Annotated in this window: 14 protein-coding genes; 7 read left to right on the top strand and 7 right to left on the bottom strand. The window is 74.3% G+C overall.

Annotated features, from left to right (window positions below; all coding sequences use genetic code 11):
* Nucleotides 1-166 precede the first annotated feature (166 nt).
* Nucleotides 167-2,158 (top strand): hypothetical protein, encoded by a 1,992-nt coding sequence (locus ACFCLZ_RS37285; RefSeq protein ID WP_380282352.1) that lies wholly within the window; start codon nt 167-169, stop codon nt 2,156-2,158.
* Between the two features lie 127 nt (nt 2,159-2,285).
* The gene (locus ACFCLZ_RS37290; RefSeq protein ID WP_380282353.1) at nt 2,286-2,969 is read left to right on the top strand and encodes a pyridoxamine 5'-phosphate oxidase family protein; all 684 of its coding nucleotides are present in this window, start codon (nt 2,286-2,288) and stop codon (nt 2,967-2,969) included.
* Between the two features lie 29 nt (nt 2,970-2,998).
* Here the strand turns inward: ACFCLZ_RS37290 and ACFCLZ_RS37295 are convergent, their stop codons facing one another.
* The 3 genes from ACFCLZ_RS37295 to ACFCLZ_RS37305 all read right to left on the bottom strand — a co-directional run bounded on the left by ACFCLZ_RS37295 (nt 2,999) and on the right by ACFCLZ_RS37305 (nt 5,674).
* Nucleotides 2,999-4,036 (bottom strand): substrate-binding domain-containing protein, encoded by a 1,038-nt coding sequence (locus tag ACFCLZ_RS37295; protein WP_380282354.1) that lies wholly within the window; start codon nt 4,034-4,036, stop codon nt 2,999-3,001.
* 254 nt (nt 4,037-4,290) lie between these two features.
* Nucleotides 4,291-4,683 carry a hypothetical protein gene (locus ACFCLZ_RS37300; RefSeq protein ID WP_380282355.1) on the bottom strand — a complete coding sequence of 131 codons (393 nt, stop codon included), beginning with the start codon at nt 4,681-4,683 and terminating at the stop codon, nt 4,291-4,293.
* 31 nt (nt 4,684-4,714) lie between these two features.
* Entirely contained in the window at nt 4,715-5,674 is a 960-nt protein-coding gene (locus ACFCLZ_RS37305; RefSeq protein ID WP_380282356.1) for an FHA domain-containing protein, read from the bottom strand.
* A gap of 214 nt (nt 5,675-5,888) precedes the next feature.
* Between ACFCLZ_RS37305 and ACFCLZ_RS37310 the strand changes: the two genes are divergently transcribed.
* Nucleotides 5,889-6,626: a class I SAM-dependent methyltransferase gene (locus ACFCLZ_RS37310; RefSeq protein WP_380282357.1), complete on the top strand. Its 738-nt coding sequence runs from the start codon at nt 5,889-5,891 to the stop codon at nt 6,624-6,626.
* 156 nt (nt 6,627-6,782) lie between these two features.
* Entirely contained in the window at nt 6,783-7,484 is a 702-nt protein-coding gene (locus ACFCLZ_RS37315; RefSeq protein WP_380282358.1) for a DUF3152 domain-containing protein, read from the top strand.
* Nucleotides 7,485-7,619: 135 nt separating this feature from the next.
* Here the strand turns inward: ACFCLZ_RS37315 and pntB are convergent, their stop codons facing one another.
* From pntB to ACFCLZ_RS37330, 3 genes are all read right to left on the bottom strand, one after another.
* Nucleotides 7,620-9,080 (bottom strand): Re/Si-specific NAD(P)(+) transhydrogenase subunit beta, encoded by a 1,461-nt coding sequence (gene pntB, locus ACFCLZ_RS37320; RefSeq protein WP_380282359.1) that lies wholly within the window; start codon nt 9,078-9,080, stop codon nt 7,620-7,622.
* Between the two features lie 6 nt (nt 9,081-9,086).
* Complete coding sequence (locus ACFCLZ_RS37325) at nt 9,087-10,670, bottom strand: Re/Si-specific NAD(P)(+) transhydrogenase subunit alpha (RefSeq protein WP_380282360.1); 1,584 nt, start codon at nt 10,668-10,670, stop codon at nt 9,087-9,089.
* A gap of 216 nt (nt 10,671-10,886) precedes the next feature.
* Entirely contained in the window at nt 10,887-11,522 is a 636-nt protein-coding gene (locus tag ACFCLZ_RS37330; protein WP_380282361.1) for a TetR family transcriptional regulator, read from the bottom strand.
* A 97-nt stretch (nt 11,523-11,619) separates the two neighbouring features.
* Here ACFCLZ_RS37330 and ACFCLZ_RS37335 point away from each other — a divergent pair, with 97 nt between their 5' ends.
* A complete protein-coding gene (locus ACFCLZ_RS37335; RefSeq protein ID WP_380282362.1) occupies nt 11,620-13,104 on the top strand; it encodes an FAD-dependent monooxygenase in 1,485 nt (494 codons plus the stop codon).
* 38 nt (nt 13,105-13,142) lie between these two features.
* Here ACFCLZ_RS37335 and ACFCLZ_RS37340 read toward each other — a convergent pair whose 3' ends face one another.
* Complete coding sequence (locus tag ACFCLZ_RS37340; protein ID WP_380282363.1) at nt 13,143-13,511, bottom strand: cupin domain-containing protein; 369 nt, start codon at nt 13,509-13,511, stop codon at nt 13,143-13,145.
* A 378-nt stretch (nt 13,512-13,889) separates the two neighbouring features.
* Here ACFCLZ_RS37340 and ACFCLZ_RS37345 point away from each other — a divergent pair, with 378 nt between their 5' ends.
* The gene (locus ACFCLZ_RS37345; RefSeq protein ID WP_380282364.1) at nt 13,890-15,188 is read left to right on the top strand and encodes a hypothetical protein; all 1,299 of its coding nucleotides are present in this window, start codon (nt 13,890-13,892) and stop codon (nt 15,186-15,188) included.
* Between the two features lie 99 nt (nt 15,189-15,287).
* Nucleotides 15,288-16,568, top strand: a complete 1,281-nt coding sequence (locus ACFCLZ_RS37350) for a hypothetical protein (protein ID WP_380282365.1) — start codon at nt 15,288-15,290, stop codon at nt 16,566-16,568.
* Nucleotides 16,569-16,572: the final 4 nt, after the last annotated feature.

The raw sequence follows: 16,572 nt of genomic DNA on the forward strand, positions 1-16,572 counted from the left end.
CCACCGCCCCGGACCTCGTGGCCCGGGCCGGCTGCCTTCGGCCGTACCGGGCAATTTCCGCCGCGTCCTGCGGCCGGTCGCGCGCGGGCGGCCCGGGGATGTGGCAGGCAGGAGGGCGGCGGCCGGAGCGGCCGCCCCGCTGCCTGCGACCGAACGGAGCCCCGCCATGCGCCGACGCCGCGGCGTCCTGCTGACCGCCGCCCTCCTGGCCCAGCTCGCCGCCGGGCCGTCCCACGCGGTGACCTCCGTTCCCACCGCGTGGGAGCCGGTCGACCAGTGCGGGGTGGTGCGCAGCGGTGACACGCCGCTCGCGGGCGCCGAGGTGACGCTCTACCGGGCGGGGGACGGCGCGGACGGCGCGCCGCAGGTGCTGGCCCGCGCCCGCAGCGGGGAGGACGGGCGGTTCAGCCTCGACTACCGCCGTCCCGACGACCCGCGCGCCGTGCTCTACGTGCTCGCCGACCTGCCCCGGGCCGGGGAGCGGGGCGCCCAGGACGGGCCGGTGGTGCTCGCGGCCGTGCTCAGCGGGGCCGAGGCCCCGCCCGAACTCGTCGTCAACGAGCGGACGACCGTCGCCGTCGCCTACGCGCTGGCCCGCTTCACCGGCCCGTCCGGCATCTCCGGCACCGGGCCCGGACCGCGCAACGCGGCCGGCGTCGCGCACAACCTGGCCGACACCGGCACCGGTGGCATCGCCGCGACGCTCGCCGCCCCGCCCAACGGTGACCTCACCTCCACCCTGGCCGAGTTCAACACCCTCGCCAACCTGCTCGCCGCCTGCGTCACCGGCGACGCCTGCGACCGGCTGTTCGACCTGGCCCGCCGACCCGGCCGCGCACGGCCCCGCGACACCCTGCGGGCCGCCGTGGACATCGCCCACGACCCCGGCCACAACGCCGCCGCCCTCTACGACCTGGCCGCCACCACCCCGAGCTACCTCCCCGCGCTGCCCGCCGCCCCGGCCGCCTGGACCGTCGCCCTGCGCTACGACGGCAACGGCCGGGAACTCGACGGCCCCGGCAACATCGCCTTCGACCGGGACGGCAACGCCTGGGTCACCAACAACTACGCCTACGACGCCGACCCCGCCGTCCCGGTCTGCGGCGGCCGCACGGTGCTGAAGTTCACGCCCACCGGCCGTGACGCCCCCGGTGCGCCCTTCCAAGGCGGCGGCCTCTACGGCGCCGGCTTCGGCGTCACCGTCGACGCGCGGGGCAGCGCCTGGGTCGCCAACTTCGGTTTCCAGGGCTCCGGCTGCCCGGTCGACCCGACGCCGCTGGAGCGCAGCGTCTCGCAGTTCGCCCCGGACGGCACCGCGCTGTCCCCGTCCGACGGCTGGCGCCGGGGCGGCATCGCCCAGCCCCAGGGCATGGCCGCCGACCGGGCCGGCACCGTCTGGGTCGCCAACTGCGGCGGGGACAGCCTGACCAGGATTCCGGACGGCGACGCGACCCGTGCCCGGGAGGTTCCGACCCCCGGTCTGTACAAGCCCTTCGGCGCCGCCGTGGACCCGGCCGGCCGGCTCTGGGCCACCGGCAACGGCAGCGACAGCGTCCAGGTCCTGGCCCCCGACGGCGCCGCGGAGCGGACCGTCACCGGCGGCGGCCTGCGCCGTCCGCTGGCCGTCGCCACCGACAGCCGGGGCAACGCCTGGGTCAGCAACAGCGGCATCCTGCCGGTCCCGTGCGGGGACACCACGGCGGAGGAGCTGGCGGACGCCGCCGTCGGCGGCGACAGCGGCCCGCGCCCGGGCGCCTCGGTCACCCTGATCGGGCCCGACGGCACCCCGGCCCCCGCACCCTTCACCAACGGCGGCCTGTTCCTGCCCTGGGGCATCGCCGTCGACGGCGAGGACACGGTCTGGGTCGCGAACTTCGGCGGCCACCGCGTCGCCCGGCTGTGCGGGACCGACCTCACCGCCTGCCCGCCCGGCTTCCGTACCGGACAGCCGATCTCCCCGCCCGACACCGGCTACCCGAGCGACGGCCTGGAGCGGAACACCGGCCTGCAGATCGACCCCTCGGGCAACGTCTGGCTGGTCAACAACTGGCGCACCGTCCCCGTGCAGACCAACCCCGGCGGCCATGAGCTCGTCGTCCTGGTCGGCGCCGCCGCGCCGGTTCCGGCCCCGAGGCTCGGCGGGCCCGGCAGGCCCTGACCGGCGGACCGCCCGAACAGCCCACGCCCCTCGCCGACCGGGCCCGGGCCGGGGATCCTGCGAGGGGAGCGTTCGAAGGGCGGGCGTGACGAGGAGACCGTGAGCCGAGGAGCCGAGGAGTCGACCCATGAACCGCACCCCCGACCTCGAAGCCGTCCGGCGGGCGGACCCCGCCGCGGTGGCCCGCCGGATCGTCGAACGCCGTGACGAGCTGTGCCTCGACGACCGGACCCTGGCCCATCAGGCGGCCATGTCGCCCGCGTACCTGCGGTACCTGCTGGGGGCGGGCCCGGCCTTCGACCCGGCCGGGTTCGTCCGGATCGCGGCCGCGCTCGGGATGACCTGGGCGGAGCTGCTGGAGGACCGTGGCGATGTGCCGCCGGGGCAGTCGCAGCCCCCGCCGGGGACGCCCCGGCCCGTCCTGCTGCACCTCTCCGAGCCGGAGTGCTGGGTGCTGGTGGGCACCCACGGGGTCGGCCGGGTGGGCCTGCCCGGCACACCGGCGCCGACCGTCTACCCGGTGAACTACGCCGTCGACGGCCGGACGATCGTGTACCACACCGCGCCCCGGAGCTCCACCGCGGCGCCGGACGGTTCGCCGCTCTCCTTCCAGGTCGACCACATCGACGACCGGCTGAGCGAGGGTTGGAGCGTGCTGATGCTCGGCTCGGCGCACCACGTCGACGACCCCGAGGAGGAGCACCGGCTGGCCCACCTGCCCGGCGCGACGCCCTGGGCGGGCGGCGACCGGCCGCTGTGGGTGCGGATCACCCCGGACGAGGTGACCGGCCGCCGCCTCGGCGACGGCTGAGCGGCCCGCCGGGGCCTCCAGCGGCGCGGTCAGCTGTGGGTGGGCGTGCCGCAGACGGCGGCCGGGAAGCGCAGGAAGCCGTAGCTCTGGAGGTCGGCCGCGCCCGAGCCCTGGCAGATCCAGCCGGTCCGGCCGAAGACGGCGCGCAGGGCGACGCCGTGGGTGTCGGTGCCGACCCAGTCCGACTCCCGGACGGCGACCCCGACCGGGTGGCCGAAGGCGGAGCCGGCGAACCAGGAGCCGATGGTGTGGGTGGCCGGGTCCACCGCCGGGTTGCCGTTGATCGCGCGCGGGACGAGCGGGCCGGGGTCGTCGGTGAGGCTGGTGTGCCCGCCGTAGACCTGGCCGAGGTAGTGCCCGATGGAGTACGGGACGACAGCTCCCGGGTCCACCAGGAGGGGGTCCAAGCCCTGGTTCTCCGCCCCGACGGTCGTCACGCAGCCGCCGAGGACGCCGACGCCGATCGCGTCGAGGAACTGGGTCCGGGTCTCCGAGCCGAGGTCCGGGAGCGCCGGACGGATCGGCGTGGCCGGCAGGGCGGGGTCGAGCCGGTCCCAGGTGGTGCTCCGGCAGGTGTAGATGGCGCGCAGTTGGGCCGGGGTGAGGTCGGCGGGGGCGTCTGCGCCGGCGGGGGCGGCCCAGGTGACGGCGTCCCTGGCCAGCGGGACGAAGTAGGTGGTGGGCGGGTCGCCGGCCCGCGGTCCGCGGGTGGTGCGGACGAAGTCGACGGTGTCGCTGTGGTAGCCGTTCAGCGCCAGGAGGCCCATGGCGGTGCCGTTGGGGCGGGTGATCGCGTAGGCGCCCAGCTTGGGGGTGACGGGGCTGCTCCCGGTGGCGTCCCAGCTGTAGAGGCGCGGGGAGTTCGGGTCCCCGGCGGCGGTCAGGGCCGCCTCGTAGTCGGTGGAGAGCCGGTTGAACAGCTGGTCGGTCACCTGCGCCCCCACGCCGACGAGGTCGCGGGAGAGCGGGGTCCGGCCGCCGAACGGGTCGGCGGGCGCGGGGGAGCCGGCGGCGAGGACGAGGGCGGCGGCGAGCGCCGGGGCGAGCCGGGCGAGTGGGCGGAGCATGAGGCGAACGTCCTTCCGGGCGTTGGTCGTCGGAGGTCCGCCGCCATCCTCCGAGGCCCGCCGCGCGGCCGGAAGCCCCGCCCGGCCGGGGTGCTGCCGCGCCCCGCCGCAAGCCCGCAGGTCACCCCGTCCCGCCCGCCCGCCGGGCCCTCGCCTGTTCTTCCACCGGCCTTCCAGGAGCCATGCGCCGGCCGCCGGGGCTCCACCGCGCCGTCGTGACCGGCACCGTGACGCTGTGACGCTGTGACGCCGTGCTAGACGCCCAGGGCCTGGAGGATCGGGCCGCCCAGGGTGCCGAGCCAGCCGGCCAGGGCCGAGAGCGGTCCGATCAGGCCGGTGCCGGCGGCCACCAGGGCGCCCGCCGAGCTGAGCAGGTGGGTGACGCGGGTGAGCCGGCCCGCCACCGCCTCGCGGTCCGGCTCCGGGCGGGCGACCTCGGTGTCCAGCGCGTCGAGCTCGGAGCGGACCTCGGGTGCCACCGCCGGGGGCAGCGGGGCCCGGTCCACGGCCGCGCGCAGCTCGCCGACCAGCTCCCGCACGTCCCGGCCGTCCGCCGTGAGGCGGCCGCGCTGGCCGCCGTGGACGGTCTGGTCACCCGCGACGTTGTTGATGACGCCGCCCTGCTGGCTGCCGATGTGGAAGACCATGACGGTCCTTTCGTCAGGGATCCGGGCCGCCTCAGCCGGAGGACGGCGACGGGTGCGGGTTCAGCCGGCGTTCCTCGTCCTTCTCGTAGCGACGTTGGCGGATCACCGTCCGGATCAGCACCACGCCGCCGGCGACCAGCAGCACCGCGCCGACCACCCCGAACACCACGCCGGCATTGTGCGCGATGCCCTGGATCCGGTTGCCGAGCACGTCCGGGTTCGACCCCTCCCACCCCAGGTAGGCGCTGCCGACCAGGGCGAGCGCCAGGCCCGCGACCAGCACGTGCCGGGCCCAGGTCCGGGTGGCGGCGATCTTGCGGAAGAAGGTCTCGCGGCGGGCCACCTGCAGGTGGTCCTCCTGCCAGATGTAGTTGACCTGGTCCCTGCCGATGTTGTTGAGGTTCTCCCCGGCCCGCTGCTGGTCCACCGCGAACCGCGGCGCGTCCGGCGGTGGGACGTCCAGCGGGGGCGCGGGCGGCTTCGGCGGGGTGGCGGGCCCCGGCGGGGGCTCCTGGTGCCGGGCCCGCTCCGGCGGGGCGGACTCCTTCCGCGCCGTCGCGTGCTGCGGCTCCGGTACGGCCCGACCGCCGTGCCCGGGAGCCGGCGGCCCCTCGCCCGTGGCGAGGGTCGACGCCTCCGGGCCCTTCTCGGACACTGCGGTCGCCGCGTCCGCCGGCTCCTCGTAGTGCACCTCCAGCGGGCCGAAGTTCAGGACGTCCCCGCTGCGCAGGATCTGCTGGCCGAGCACCCGGTGGCCGTTCAGCCGGGTGCCGTTGGTGGAGCTCAGGTCCTCCACGGTGGTGTGCCCACCGGCCCACCACAGCACGGCGTGGCGCCGGCTGAGCAGCGGGTCCACGAGCTGGAGCCCGCAGGTGGAGTCCCGGCCGACCACCAGCGGGTCGTGGTCGAGGACGTACGCCCGGCCGCGGATCCGGTCCGGGTTGTCGACGATCAGGCGCGGTAAGACCTGATCCTGTGAGGGCGGGCTCATGGCGCGGCCTCCTGCCGGGTGTCACCGGTCGAACCGGTGGGCCGCCGGGGGCGGTGGAACGCCTCCCGGCACGCCGGCTCGAATGCGTTCACTTCCAGTAAAGGCCACTTCGGGCCCGCCGCACAGCCCCGTCCGGACATCCCCGGTCAGACCGCCGGGCGGCGGGACGGAGCGATACGCTGTGGATACCCTGTGTGACATTCGGGAGGCCCTGATGAGCGTGACGAAGCGGTACCGGGACTCCTGGGAGGGTTTTTGGCGTGAAGCGCCCGACGGCCCGGGGGCGGTGATCTGGGACGCGGAACCGGCCCTCACCGCCGAACGCCACCTCGCGCTGTTCGAGCCGCACCTGGCCGACCCCGGACTGCCGGTCGTCGACCTCGGCTGCGGCAACGGCACCCAGACCCGCTTCCTGGCCGGACGCTTCGCCCGCGTCCTCGGCGCCGACCTGTCCGCCGCCGCCGTCGAGCTGGCCCGGCGCTCGGACCCGGAGGGGCGGGCCGCCTACGTCCAGCTGGACGCCACCGACCCGGCCGCCGTCCGGGCCCTGCACGAGCAGCTCGGCGACGCCAATGTGTACCTGCGCGGTGTGATCCACCAGAGTGAGCCGGCCGACCGCTCTCCGGTCGCCGAGGCCGTCGCCACGCTGCTCGGCGCACACGGCCGGGCCTTCCTCGTCGAGCTCTCCGAGGCGGCCAAGCGCGTCCTGGGCGAGCTCGCCGGCGGCCCGGCCGGCCCGCCGCCGAAGCTGCGCCCGGTGTTCTCCCACGGGCTGGCCCCCGCCGAGGTCGCCGACGCGGCCTTCGGCGACCTCCTCCGCGCGGCCGGTCTCGCCGTTCTCGCCTCCGGTGAACTCCCGCTGGCCACGACGGAGTTCACCCCCGGCGGCGAGCGGATCGAGCTGCCGGCGCACTGGGTGGCGGTGGCCCCGGACGGCGCGCGGCCGTCCTGAGCCGCCCGCGGCCGGTAGCCCGCGGTCCCGTTGAACCGGACGGGGGTTGCGGCGCGTCCATCCTGATGTGACCGTTCTGCTGCCCGTTCCGCCGATCTGTGCCCCCGCGCCGCCCGCCGGCGCCGCGATACCCGCCGCCCGCGCCCGGTGGTGCGGGTGAGGGCGCCGGGCCTCGGCGCCCTCGGCGGGCGGGCGGGGTACGCGGCGGTCGCGCTCGCGGTGGTGGCCGCCGTGACGGCGGGGCTGCTGTGGTGGAAGCCGTGGGCCGACGACGCGCCGAAGCCGCTGGCGTTCACCACGGCGACCGGCGGCTCCGCCCGGTTCGGGACCGCCGAGAAGCTCTACCACTACAAGGTGCGGGCGGAGAACGGGCTGAAGGTGAGCCCGGAGGAGTTCGCCGCCGAGGTGGACAAGGTCCTCGGGGACACCCGGCGAGGCTGGGCCGCGGGCGGCGGCTGGGCGTTCCAGCGGGTGGCCGCCGACCCGGTGGACTTCACGGTCTACCTGGCCACCCCGGAGTCCACCGACCGGATCTGCGGCCAGTACGGGCTGGACACCGGCGGTTGGGTCAACTGCGCCGCGAACCGCCAGGTCGTCATCAACCTCAAGCGCTGGACCGAGCTGTCGGAGTTCTACGTCGGGCAGTCCGAGGAGTACCACGCCCTCGCCGTCAACCACGAGGTCGGCCACATCCTCGGGCAGGGCCATGTCGAGTGCCCCGGCCCGGGGGCGCCGGCGCCGGTGATGATGCAGCAGATCAAGGGCCTGCACGGCTGCGTGCCGAACGGTCGGCCGTACGGCCAGGACGGCGCCCTGCTCACCGGCCCGCTGCTCCCGCCGGCCGCGACCGCGCCGTGAGTGCGGCCGTGAGCGCGCCGTGAGTCTGGCCGTGCGCGCGCCGCGAGCGCGCCAGGACCGCGCCGTGACCGCCCGGGGGTCCGCCGGGCCGATGCCCCGCCCGGCGGACCGTCCGTCCTGTGCTGGGGACGGGCCCTACACCACGGCCCGGTCGGCGGCCTGGGCCGCCGCGCCCGACGGGAGTCCGGCGTCCAGGGCGCGCAGGATGTCCTCGACGCTCTGCTTGGCGTCGCCGAACAGCATGGCGCTGTTCTCCCGGAAGAACAGCGGGTTCTGCACCCCCGCGTAGCCGGAGGCCATCGACCGCTTGAACACGATCACCTGTTCCGCCTCCCAGACCCGCAGCACCGGCATGCCCGCGATCGGGCTGGCGGGGTCGTCCATGGCCGCCGGGTTGACGGTGTCGTTGGCGCCGATCACCAGGACGACGGCGGTGGCGGCGAGGTCGTCGTTGATCTCGTCCATCTCCAGGACGATGTCGTAGGGCACCTTCGCCTCGGCCAGCAGCACGTTCATGTGGCCGGGCAGCCGCCCGGCGACCGGGTGGACGCCGAAGCGCACCTCCACCCCGCGCTCGCGCAGCCGCCGGGTGAGCTCCGCGACCGGGTGCTGCGCCTGTGCCACCGCCATGCCGTAACCGGGGGTGATGACGACCGACTTGGCCGCCGCCAGCTGCCGGGCCGCCTCCTCGGCCCGGATCTCCCGGTGCTCGCCCTGCTCCTCGCCGCCGCCCGACGGGGCCTCGATGCCGAAGCCGCCGGCGATGACGGACAGGAAGGAGCGGTTCATCGCCCGGCACATGATGTACGACAGATAGGCACCGGAGGAGCCGACCAGCGCGCCGGTGACGATGAGCAGGTTGTTGTCGAGCAGGAACCCGGCGGCCGCCGCGGCCCAGCCGGAGTAGCTGTTGAGCATGGAGACGACCACGGGCATGTCGCCGCCGCCGATCGAGGCGACCAGGTGCCAGCCCAGCGCGAGGGCGAGCACCGTCACCGCGATCATCAGGCCGAGGCCGGGGCTGACCGTGAACCAGACCGTCAGCGCCACGAACGCGCCCAGCGCGCCGAGGTTCAGCGCGTTCTTGCCGGGCAGTGTCAGCGGGCGCGAGGCGATCCGCGCGGACAGCTTGAGGAAGGCGACGATCGAGCCGGTGAAGGTGACCGCGCCGATGAAGATGCCGATGAACACCTCGGCGTGGTGGATGCCCAGCAGGTCCCCGGAGACGGCGCTCTGGGCCGCGCCGTGCGCCTCCACCTCCAGGTAGCTGTTCCAGCCGACCAGCACCGCGGCCAGGCCGACGAAGCTGTGCAGCACGGCGATCAGCTCCGGCATCCGGGTCATCTCGACCTGCCGCGCCCGGAGCAGGCCGATCGCGCCGCCCACCGCCATCGCGACGACGATCAGGGCGACGGCGCCGGCGGTGATGCTCTGCGCCGCCACCACGACGGTGGCGACCAGGGCGAGGGCCATGCCGGCGATGCCGTACACGACACCGGCCCGGGAGGTGCGGTGCTGGGAGAGCCCGGCCAGGCTGAGGATGAACAGCAGGGCGGCGACCAGGTCCGCGGCGTGGGCTGCCGTTGTGGAGGTCATCGGGCCTCAGCGCCTTTCGGGGGAGGTCGAGAACATGCTCAGCATGCGGCGGGTGACGGCGAAGCCGCCGAAGATGTTGACGCTGGTCAGCAGGATCGCCACGAAGGACAGCACGGTCACGAGTGTGCGCTCGTGCCCGATCTGCAGCAGCGCGCCGATCACCACGATCCCGGAGATCGCGTTGGTGACCGACATCAGCGGGGTGTGCAGCGCGTGGTGCACCTTGCCGATCACGTAGTAGCCGATCACCACAGCGAGCGCGAACACCGTGAAGTTCCGCGCGAGTTGGGCCGGGGCGAAGCCGACCAGCAGGAACATCGCCAGCATGCCGGCGCCGATCAGGCCGAACCGGGCCGCCTGGGTGAGTCGGGGCCGCTTCGGCTCGGCGGCCGCCCCGGCCGTCGCGGCGGGCGCCGCCGCGGGGGCGGGGGCGGGAGCGGCGGAGACGGCGACGGGCGGCGGCGGCCAGGTGACCTCGCCCGCGCGGACCACCGTCACCGCCCGCTGCACCACGTCCTCGAAGTCCAGTACCAGCCGCCCGTCATGGCCCGGCGTCAGCAGCTTCAGCAGGTTCACCAGGTTGGTGCCGAACAGCTGCGAGGCCTGGGCCGGCAGCCGGGAGGCGAGGTCGGTGTAGCCGATGAGGGTGACGCCGTTGCCGGTGACCACCGTGCGGCCCGCGACCGTGCCCTCGACGTTGCCGCCCTGTGCGGCGGCCATGTCGACGACGACGCTGCCCGGTTTCATCGCCGCCACGTCCGCCGCCGTGAGCAGGCGCGGAGCCGGCCGGCCGGGGATCAGCGCCGTGGTGACCACGATGTCCACGTCCCGCGCCTGCGCGTGGTAGAGCTCGGCCGCCGCGCGGTCGTAGTCGGCCGAGGTCGCCTTGGCGTAGCCGTCGGTGCTCGCCTCCTGGGCGACGTCCACCGCCAGGTACTCGCCGCCCAGCGACCTGACCTGGTCGGCCACCTCGGGCCGCGGGTCGGTGGCGCGGACGACGGCCCCCAGACTGGAGGCGGCGCCGATCGCGGCGAGCCCGGCCACGCCGACCCCCGCCACCAGCACCTTCGCCGGGGGCACCTTGCCGGCGGCCGTCACCTGGCCGGTGAAGAACCGCCCGAACACATGGGCCGCCTCGATCACCGCCCGGTACCCGGCGATGTTCGCCATCGAGCTGAGCACGTCCATCGACTGGGCGCGCGAGATCCGGGGCACCGCGTCCAGCGCGAGCGCGGTGACCGGGCGCTCCGCGAGCGCCGCCAGTAACTCGGGCCGCTGCGCCGGGGCGAGCAGGCCGATCAGGACGGCGCCGTCGCGCAGCCGGGCGAGCTCGGCGGCGGAGGGGGCGTTGACCTTGAGGACGACGTCGGCCGCCCAGGCGTCGCCGGTCTCCGCGCCGGCCTCGGTGTAGGCCTCGTCGGTGAAGCCGGAGGCCGTGCCCGCCCCGGAGTCGACCACGACCCGGTAGCCGAGGGCCAGGATGCCGCGGACCGTCGACGGTGTCGCGGCGACCCGGGTCTCGCCGGCGGTCGACTCGGCGACCACACCGATGCGCTGCGGTGGGTGGTGCGTGGAGCCCTGTGCAGTCATCACTCGTGCCTCTCTGATCGGAGGAACCGTTGACGGCGGGATCCGCCTTTTCCAAGGAGTCTCGCCCCCTTGGAGGCAGGAACCTACCCGCCACGGCCCCGCGAGGCGACGGGGCGTGGCCGTGACGTGCTTCACCGGCTCGGGTCCGGCTCGGGTCCGGCCCGGTCCGGAGCTTCGGACCCGGAGCTTCGGACCCGGAACCTCCGGACCCGGTACTCAGAATCCGTGGGCGGCGGCCCCGTCGCGCAGCAGGGCGAAGGCGGTGGCGGTCTCGGCGGTGGCGATCCGGCCGACCTCCTCGGCGCCCTGCCCGGCGGCGAGCCGGGTCCAGACGGCGCGGGAGAGCACCTGGCGGACGGCCACGTACTGGGCGGCGACCAGGCGGGCGGCCATGCCGCCGTCCGGGTCCAGGGCCTCGGTGAGCGCGCGGGTGTCGGCGGCGAGGTAGTCCACCAGGTGGGCGGAGAGGCTGGGGGTCTCGTAGACCAGCCGAAGGAAGGCGACTACCCCGGGATCGGCGGTCATCCCGGTGCTGGGGTCGTGGGCCGCCAGCCCCTCCAGTCGGTGGCGCTCCAGCGCGTCCAGCGGGGTGACCCCGGCGGGGCGGTCCCGGACCACCCGTCCGGCCTCGCCGAGGTGGTCGGCGAAGCGGTGCAGGACCAGCTCCTCCTTGCTGGCGAAGTACCGGAACAGGGTGGGCTTGGAGACCTCGGCCGCGGCGGCGATCTCGGCCACCGAGACCTGGTCGAAGCCCCGGGCGAGGAAGAGGGCGATGGCGGTGTCGGCGATGGCCCGGCGGGTGCGCTGCTTCTTCAGGGTCCGCAGGCCCGTGTCCGGCTCGTTGGGGGTCATGGCGGAATCATAACCCGGGCATGTTCGTTACTCGGTTGTGTTTGTTACCGAGTTGCTGTTTCATGGAGCGCATCGACAACCGGAAGGGGCGAGACACATGACGACCGTGGTGATCGCGGGGGCGGGACCGACCGGACTGACCCTGGCGTGCGGGCTGGCCCGCCAGGGCGTGGCGGTGCGGGTGATCGACCGCGCGCCGGAGTTCCCCACCGGCTCGCGCGGCAAGACGCTCAACCCGCGCAGCCTGGAGGTCCTCGCCGACCTCGGCCTCGGCGAGCGGCTGGCGGCCGCGGGCCGCACCCACCTGCCGTTCCGCAAGTACTTCGACGGCGAGTTCGTCAACGAGACCGAGCCGTTCGCCGGCGTCCGGCCGACCGCCACCACCCCGTACGCGGCGAGCCTGTGGCTGCCGCAGACCCGGGTGGAGCGGCTGCTGCGCGAGCGGCTGGCCGAGCACGGGGTGCGGGTCGAACGCGCCACCGAGCTGGTGGACCTGCGGCAGGACGGCGCCGGGGTGGAGGTCCGGCTCGCCGACGGCGGGCGGATCGCCGCCGAGTACCTGGTCGCCTGCGACGGCGGGCGCTCGACGGTGCGCAAGCTGCTCGGCATCCCGTTCGTCGGCGACGGCGACCCGGAGCCGGTGATGGTCTGCGGCGACGTGGAGGTGGAGGGGCTGGACCCGGCCGCCTGGCACCAGTGGTTCGGACCGCGGGGCGCGTTCATGCTCTGCCCGTTCCCCGGCACCCGCCGCTGGCAGCTCCAGGCGAGCCCGGAGACGGACGCCGACGGCCGGCCGGTCGCCCCGTCGCTGGAGAGCTTCCGGCGGCTGGCCGCCCTGCACACCGGGCGCGCGGACCTCGGGCTGGACAACGCGACCTGGCTCTCCACCTGGCGGGTCAACGTCCGGATGGCCGAGCGCTACCGCGAGGGGCGGGTCTTCCTGGCCGGCGACTGCGCGCACGTCCACCCGACGGCGGGCGGGCTCGGGATGAACACCGGGATCCAGGACGCCTGGAACCTCGCCTGGAAGCTCGGCCACGTGCTGCGCGGCCTCGCCGGGCCGGCGCTGTTGGACACCTACCAGGAGGAGCGGCTGCCGATCGCCGCCTGGACGCTCGACGTCACCAGTGCCGGGATGGCGGCCGTCACCGCGGGGATCAGCACCCCCGGGATCGGGGTCGAGGTCGGGCGGGTGGGCGACCTCACCGGCCTCGCGCTGGCCTACCGGTGGAGCAGCCTGGCCGACGACCGCCTCGCCGGCCCCGTCCGGGCCGGGGACCGGGCGCCCGACAGCCCCTGCCCCGGGCCCGACGGCGGGCCCGCCCGCCTCTTCGAGCACTTCGCCGGCGACCACTTCACTCTGCTCGGCCTCGGGCCGGGCGCGCTTCCGGCCCTGGCCGGACTGCCCGTCCGGGTGCGCACGGTGCCGCTGGAGGACCCCGACGGCGCGGTCCGCCGGGCGTACGGGGTCATCGGCGACGCCCTGGTGCTCGTCCGGCCGGACAACCACATCGCCCTCACCGCCCCGCCGGGCGCCCGTGACGCGGTGCTCGGCTACCTGGTGGGGCTGGGGGCCCGGTAGCGCCCGACCGGGCCCGATCGGGTGTCCGCCGTCGGGCGTCAGGGGCGGGGCCGGATCGCCATGCCCGGCCGCCGCCGGTGGACCGTCAGATAGACGACGCCCTCCGGCCCCGCCGACACGCCGCGCGCGGCGCCGCGCGGCAGCAGCCGCAGCACGCCGGGCTCCAGTGCGTGCGCGACGCCGCCGCAGCGCAGCGTGCCCTGCCCGGCGATCCCCAGCACCAGCACGTCCAGGTCCGGTTCGACGTGCTCGGCGACGGACGCCCCGGGCCGCAGCCGCACCACGTTCGCGTCCAGCTGACGCTCCGCCCCGGTCAGCCGCCACAGCGCTCCGGCCTCGTCGGCCGCCGCCGCTCGCAGCAGCTCGTCCAGGACCACGCCCTCGCCGAGGGCCTCCGAATCCGTCATGCCGGACATCATCCCACTCGCCCCGTCCCGGTATCCGTCGCACGGACGGGAAGAGCCCGGGGCATATGACCTCAGAGTGAAAATTTGAGCCAGAAGAGATCCCGGGGGAGTCGACCTGCGGCCTGCGGATCTCTTCGCTTTTTCCTGATAGTTCGGCATATCTCAGTGGTGTGGCGTGCATTGATCAAGCCAGGCATCCGACTCTGCGTTTTCACTAAACGTTGACTCTGTTCGCATGCGGCCTGAATGATGCTCGTCGTGACCGGCCGTCGCACCGGCACCAGGGGTGAGCGCGGCGACGGGAGCGGGTCACGGGCCCGGCCACAGCCGGCCGGGCGTCGTGCTCAGCCACCATCCACTGCCAAGGGGGAGAACCAGATGTCCATCAAGCGTGCCCTGACCCGTGGTCAGGCCATAGCCGTCGCGGCGGCGGTCATCGGCGGCATCGTCGCCACCACGCCGGCCGTCGCGGCCGATTCCGCGCCGTCGGCTCCCTCGGCCGCCGCGCTCGAACGCATCGACAAGGGAGGCGCCGGCCAGGGCGAGTCCGGCGCGGCCGCCGTCGCCCGGCTGACGGCCGGCCCGCAGATCACCCGCAGCCAGGCGATCCAGCGCGCCGATTCCTGGGTCGGCAAGGGGCTCGAATACAACTGGTACAAGACCTACCAGGGCTACCGGACCGACTGCTCGGGCTATGTGTCGATGGCCTGGAACCTCGGCACTCCCGGACTGACCACGCCCGACTTCGTCCCGAGCGGTGTCGCCTCCTGGATCAACAAGAGCCAGCTCAAGCCGGGCGACGCCCTGCTCAACGACGCGGCCGGCGCGTCCGGTCACATCGTCCTCTTCGGGGGCTGGACGGACTCCTCGCAGACCGCCTACAGCGGCTACGAGTTCACGGGCAGCGGCGTGCACCACCGCACGATCCCGTACCCGTACTTCTCGGGCTACGGAACGTTCAAGCCCGTCCGCAACAACAGCATCGTCGACGACGCGACCAACCCCGGCCCGGGTCCGGAGAACGTCGGGATCTTCCGTCCGTCGGCGGGTGAGTTCCACCTGCGCAACGACGACGGCTCGCTCGCCAAGGTGAGCTGGGGCGAGGCCGGTGACCTTCCGGTGTCGGGGAACTTCGACGGTGCGGGTCCGGACAACGTGGGTGTGTTCCGTCCCTCGACGGGTGAGTTCCACCTGCGGTACGACGACGGCTCGCTGACCAAGGTGAGCTGGGGTCAGGCCGGTGACCTTCCGGTGTCGGCGAACTTCGACGGTGCCGGTCCGGACAACATCGGGATCTTCCGTCCGTCGGCGGGCGAGTTCCATCTGCGGATGGATGACGGTTCGCTGGTGAAGATCCCGTGGGGTGAGGCCGGTGACCTGCCGGTGGCGGGGAACTGGGACGGCGGTGCGGCCGGGAACGTCGGGATCTTCCGTCCGTCGACGGGGGAGTTCCATCTGCGGATGGACGACGGCTCGCTGACGAAGATCTCCTGGGGTCAGGCCGGTGACCTGCCGGTGTCGGCGAACTGGGACGGCGCGGGCCCCGACAACATCGGGATCTTCCGTCCGTCGACCGGTGAGTTCCACCTGCGGATGGACGACGGCTCGCTGACGAAGATCTCCTGGGGCGCCAGCGGTGACCTGCCCGTCTCCGCCAACTGGGACGCCCGCCGCTGATTCCGCGCCGCCCCGGAGGCGCGACGAGCGGTCGCGCCTCCGGGACGGCGTTCCTGACTCCCCCTCACCGACCTCCGAACCGAGGCAGGACACCACCACGTGAACAGCACCGTGCGCCACCACCTCGCCGCCGTCGCCACCGCGGCCGCTCTGACCGCCGGCCTGCTCGCCGCCGCGCCCGCCGCCCTGGCGGACGACGCCAGTGACCTCTACGGGCCGTCCGCGCTCGCGGCGATCCCCGACTACTCCTGCGGACCGATCATCGGCTCCGACCAGACCGTGGCCAACCAGCTCAACGGCGTCCTGACCGGAAAGCTGCGCGGCGCCATGACCGCCTACCGGGTCTCCTGCGCCCGTGCGATCGTCAACACGGTCAAGGCCCGCAACCTGCCCGAGCGGGCCGCGGCGATCGCCCTGACCACGGCCATCGTCGAATCCGAGATCCGCAACAACCCCAATGTCGTCGACCACGACAGCGTCGGCCTGTTCCAGCAGCGGGCCTCCTGGGGCAGCTTCAACCAGCGGATGGACCCGACCTGGACCACCAACGCCTTCCTCAACGAGCTGCTCCAGCGGCCCAATTGGCAGACTCGGGACATCGGCGTCCTCTGCCAGGAGGTCCAGCGCTCCGGCTTCCCCGAGCGGTACCCGGTCCAGGCCCCCGACGGCGTGCGCATCGCCGCCGCCCTGTTCGGCGGCAACGCCGGTGCGGGTCCCGACAACATCGGCATCTTCCGCCCGTCCACCGGTGAGTTCCACCTGCGCAACGACGACGGCTCGCTCGCCAGGGTGAGCTGGGGCGAGGCCGGTGATCTGCCGGTGTCGGGGAACTTCGACGGTGCGGGTCCGGACAACGTGGGTGTGTTCCGTCCCTCGACGGGTGAGTTCCACCTGCGGTACGACGACGGCTCGCTGACCAAGGTGAGCTGGGGTGAGAACGGCGACTTGCCGGTGTCGGCGAACTTCGACGGTGCCGGTCCGGACAACATCGGCGTCTTCCGTCCGTCGGTGGGGGAGTTCCATCTGCGGATGGATGACGGTTCGCTGGTGAAGATCCCGTGGGGTGAGGCCGGTGACCTTCCGGTGGCGGGGAACTGGGACGGCGGTGCGGCCGGGAACATCGGGATCTTCCGTCCGTCGACGGGGGAGTTCCATCTGCGGATGGACGACGGCTCGCTGACGAAGATCTCCTGGGGTCAGGCCGGTGACCTGCCGGTGTCGGCGAACTGGGACGGCGCGGGCCCGGACAACATCGGGATCTTCCGTCCGTCGACCGGGGAGTTCCACCTGCGGATGGACGACGGCTCGCTGACCAAGCTCGGCTGGGGCGCCAACGGTGACCTGCCCGTCTCCGCGAACTGGGACGGCCGGGCCAACTGACGCC

Source organism: Kitasatospora purpeofusca, from assembly GCF_042691725.1.
GTDB lineage: Bacteria > Actinomycetota > Actinomycetes > Streptomycetales > Streptomycetaceae > Kitasatospora > Kitasatospora purpeofusca_B.

Excerpts from the sequence above, each read along its gene's own strand:
- ACFCLZ_RS37285 (WP_380282352.1), top strand. The coding sequence starts at position 167 with ATGCGCCGACGCCGCGGCGTCCTGCTGACCGCCGCCCTCCTGGCCCAG.
- ACFCLZ_RS37290 (WP_380282353.1), top strand. The coding sequence starts at position 2,286 with ATGAACCGCACCCCCGACCTCGAAGCCGTCCGGCGGGCGGACCCCGCC.
- ACFCLZ_RS37295 (WP_380282354.1), bottom strand. The coding sequence starts at position 4,036 with ATGCTCCGCCCACTCGCCCGGCTCGCCCCGGCGCTCGCCGCCGCCCTC.
- ACFCLZ_RS37300 (WP_380282355.1), bottom strand. The coding sequence starts at position 4,683 with ATGGTCTTCCACATCGGCAGCCAGCAGGGCGGCGTCATCAACAACGTC.
- ACFCLZ_RS37305 (WP_380282356.1), bottom strand. The coding sequence starts at position 5,674 with ATGAGCCCGCCCTCACAGGATCAGGTCTTACCGCGCCTGATCGTCGAC.
- ACFCLZ_RS37310 (WP_380282357.1), top strand. The coding sequence starts at position 5,889 with ATGAGCGTGACGAAGCGGTACCGGGACTCCTGGGAGGGTTTTTGGCGT.
- pntB (WP_380282359.1), bottom strand. The coding sequence starts at position 9,080 with ATGACCTCCACAACGGCAGCCCACGCCGCGGACCTGGTCGCCGCCCTG.
- ACFCLZ_RS37325 (WP_380282360.1), bottom strand. The coding sequence starts at position 10,670 with ATGACTGCACAGGGCTCCACGCACCACCCACCGCAGCGCATCGGTGTG.
- ACFCLZ_RS37330 (WP_380282361.1), bottom strand. The coding sequence starts at position 11,522 with ATGACCCCCAACGAGCCGGACACGGGCCTGCGGACCCTGAAGAAGCAG.
- ACFCLZ_RS37335 (WP_380282362.1), top strand. The coding sequence starts at position 11,620 with ATGACGACCGTGGTGATCGCGGGGGCGGGACCGACCGGACTGACCCTG.
- ACFCLZ_RS37340 (WP_380282363.1), bottom strand. The coding sequence starts at position 13,511 with ATGACGGATTCGGAGGCCCTCGGCGAGGGCGTGGTCCTGGACGAGCTG.
- ACFCLZ_RS37345 (WP_380282364.1), top strand. The coding sequence starts at position 13,890 with ATGTCCATCAAGCGTGCCCTGACCCGTGGTCAGGCCATAGCCGTCGCG.